We start from the raw sequence: 3,329 nt of genomic DNA on the forward strand, positions 1-3,329 counted from the left end.
TAATAGTATTAGGGATTAGGGGTGAGAGTACTGGTTAATGGTTTCAGTACTTATATCATCTCAGGATAATTACCCTTAATAAAAATCTCCCCATCTCCCCATCTCCCCATCTCCCCACACTTCCCACCCTCCCCACACTATCCCTAATCCCTAAAGCCCTACACCTGTACCGGCGTCCGATAATCTCTTCTCTCCTCGAAATTGCCTGCTGGTTCTTCCTCAAGGTTAGTAATTAAACGAACCCCGCGCTTAAAGGTAAGGTAATGCCATGCCCACTGAATCATGACCAGCAACTTATTATCAAACTCAATCAGGAAGAAGATGTGGATAAAAATCCAGGCTAGCCAAGCGGGGAAACCAGAGAACTTAACAAACCCCAAATCCACTACTGCGGCATTCCGTCCAATCACCGCTAAATTGCCATAATCCTGATAATGGAAATCCGCTACTGTCTCCTCCTTGAGGCGCTTCTGAATCAGAGTAGAGACATACTTGCCTTGTTGCATCGCCACTGGCGCAACTCCTGGTAGGGGTTTACCAGTTTGATGAGAGAAATTCGCCAAATCACCAATCACAAAAATATCCGGATGTCCTGCCAAGCTCATATCCGGTTGTACTATCACCCGTCCAGCCCGGTCTAACTCCACACCAGTAGCTTGTGCTAGCGCCTTGCCCATAGCAGACGCTTTCATCCCTGCTGCCCACAGAACAGTTTTGGCGTTAATTTCCTCTACCTGCTCTCCTCGACGCATGGTAACTATATCATTATCAATATTAGTAACTAGAGTCTTTGTCTGTACTATTACCCCTAACCGTTCCAGAGAATTTTGGGCTTTTACTGATAACTCCGGTGGGTAAGGAGGCAAAATCCGATCCATCCCTTCCAACAGCAAAATCCTGGCTTCGGAAGTATCAATGTCGCGGAAGTCATCTTTTAAGGTGTCGTAAGCCAATTCTGCCATGGCCCCGGCTAATTCCACTCCAGTTGGTCCGCCTCCTACCAACACAAAGGTCAACCAAGCGCGACGTTTCTCGGGGTCAGTTTCTTTTTCTGCGGCTTCAAAGGCAGAATAAATCCGACGTCTAATGTCTAGGGCATCTTCAATGGTTTTCAAACCAGGAGCATCTTTTGCCCATTGATCATTACCGAAGTAGTGGTGGCTAACGCCAGTCGCCACGATCAGGGAGTCGTAAGATATTTCTTTGTCTGCTAGTTGAACGGTTTTCTGGTTCGGGTCAAGACCAATTACTTTCCCCATCAGCACTTGAGTATTTTTCTGGTGACTCAGGATTGCCCGCAGGGGTGAGGAAATATCACCAGCGGATAAGCCCCCTGTAGCAACTTGGTAGAGTAGGGGCTGGAACAAATGAAAGTTCCGTTTATCGATTAGAGTTACTTTCACTGGTGCCTTTCTCAGAGCCTGAGCAGCATAGAGTCCACCAAATCCGCCACCAATAATGACCACATGGTGAGGAGTAGTGGTCTTTGCTTCACTAACTATAGAACTAACCATAGAACTAACCATAGAATGTCTTACCTCTCCTGAATTTGTTTACCAGGACTTACGCGGTTAACTTGATTTCGCCCCCCTAGCCCCCCAATTTTGGGGGGAAATTGAGTTAAAGTCCCCCAGAATTGGGGGACCCACGGGGGCAAATGCGTAAGTCCTATTTACGATTGATTACGAATAACGTCCCTGCCTTAACCGTAGACCTTTTGCAAAAGTCATTTATTAGGAGGTAACTATCGTAGTTATCACGCTGTTGTTGTCTATTTACGCAAGAGGTCTCGTCTTTCCCGAGGCTTCTTAATATAATTTAACATTAAAAACTATTAACTGTGTCGTAAAAACCACCCAATTTAATAATATAATGATAAGTTTAATTTTTAAATAACATAAGATCCCCAAAACAAGCTAAACCTGGATTGTAAATCCTAGGAATTGTAAGGGTTTGGTAACAGTTGGTTGTTATTCGAGTCAGTGTGATGCACATTGGATTTCTCAACCCTCACGGTAATTTTGACCATAAAAATAGCTACATTAGCGAACATCCCGATTTCGGTGGTCAGTTGGTCTATGTCAGGCAAGTCGCAGATGCGATCGCAAAACAAGGTCACCAAATAGATATTCTCACCCGCCACATCATTGATCCGGATTGGCCAGAATTTGCCGAGACATTTGATTGCTATGGGAGTGTAGACAACCTCCGGATTATCCGATTGCCAGCCGGACCAAAACAGTTCCTGCGCAAAGAATTGTTGTGGCCCTATCTCGTCCAAGACTGGGTACCAAACATCCTGGAATTTTATCGAGAGGAAGGTAAATTCCCTGATATCATGACTACCCACTACAGTGATGGGGGAGTGTGTGGAGTGCTGATTGAGCAACAGACAGGGATACCCTTTACATTCACAGGTCATTCCCTGGGGGCTCAAAAAATGGATAAACTCCACGTCACTCCTGAGAATCTGGCTCAAATCGATCACTATTACAATTTCCGATACCGGATCCTAGCGGAACGGTTGAGCATGAATCACTCAGCCCTCAATATTACTAATACGGCACAAGAGCGGTTCCAACAGTACAGTCATCATGCTTATCGTGGAGCAGTGGATGTAGAAGCTGATCATCGATTTGCCGTTATTGCACCGGGAGTCAATGCCTCTGTGTTTGGTTCCGATGCGATCGCTCATAATGAACAAGCGACTTATCAACTGATTGAAGAGCGATTGCAGCGGGACATCAGTGAGTCAAGGCGGAGTCTACCGGCTATCTTGGCATCCAGCCGTTTAGATCCCAAGAAAAACCTCCTAGGTTTAGTGCAAGGATTTGCTGACGATGTGATCGTCCAACAGAAAGCCAATGTCGTGCTGATTACTGGTGGATTGGATAACCCTTTGCAAGAAAAAGTCCACGATCAACAGACCGAAAAACTAGTAATAGGTCCGATCAGGGAAGTAGTACGAGAAAAAAATTTGTGGGGTAAAATTAGCGCTTTCTCAGTACCCGATCAACCAGCACTAGCCGCTTCCTATCGGTATTTTGCTCAGCGTGGTTCCGTGTTTACTCTTACCTCTTTGTTTGAACCCTTTGGTCTTGCTCCTTTAGAAGCAGCAGCAGCAGGATTACCGATAGTGGTGACAAAAAATAGTGGTGTTGGTGAAAGTCTGAAAGTAGGAGATGAAGACTATGGTATGTTAGTTGATCCCAGTGATCCAGCAGATATTGCTAGAGGAATCAGGGAAATACTTTGTGATCAACACCTGTGGCAAAGGTTACAGAAACGTTGTCAGCAGTATGTTTTGGAATATTACACCTGGGATAGCA

2 protein-coding genes are annotated in these 3,329 nt (G+C 45.3%); one reads left to right on the forward strand and one right to left on the reverse strand.

All coding sequences use genetic code 11. From position 1 onward, the window contains the following. Window positions 1-158: 158 nt before the first annotated feature. Complete coding sequence (locus tag F6J94_RS32075; protein WP_293047646.1) at window positions 159-1,526, reverse strand: NAD(P)/FAD-dependent oxidoreductase; 1,368 nt, start codon at window positions 1,524-1,526, stop codon at window positions 159-161. Between the two features lie 437 nt (window positions 1,527-1,963). On the opposite strand from F6J94_RS32075, the gene F6J94_RS32080 reads away from it, so the two are divergent. Further along, window positions 1,964-3,329, forward strand: a 1,366-nt coding sequence (locus F6J94_RS32080; protein WP_293047648.1) for a glycosyltransferase, incomplete at its 3' end; no start/stop codon positions are given.

The organism is Moorena sp. SIO1F2 (assembly GCF_010672755.1).
Lineage (GTDB): Bacteria > Cyanobacteriota > Cyanobacteriia > Cyanobacteriales > Coleofasciculaceae > Moorena.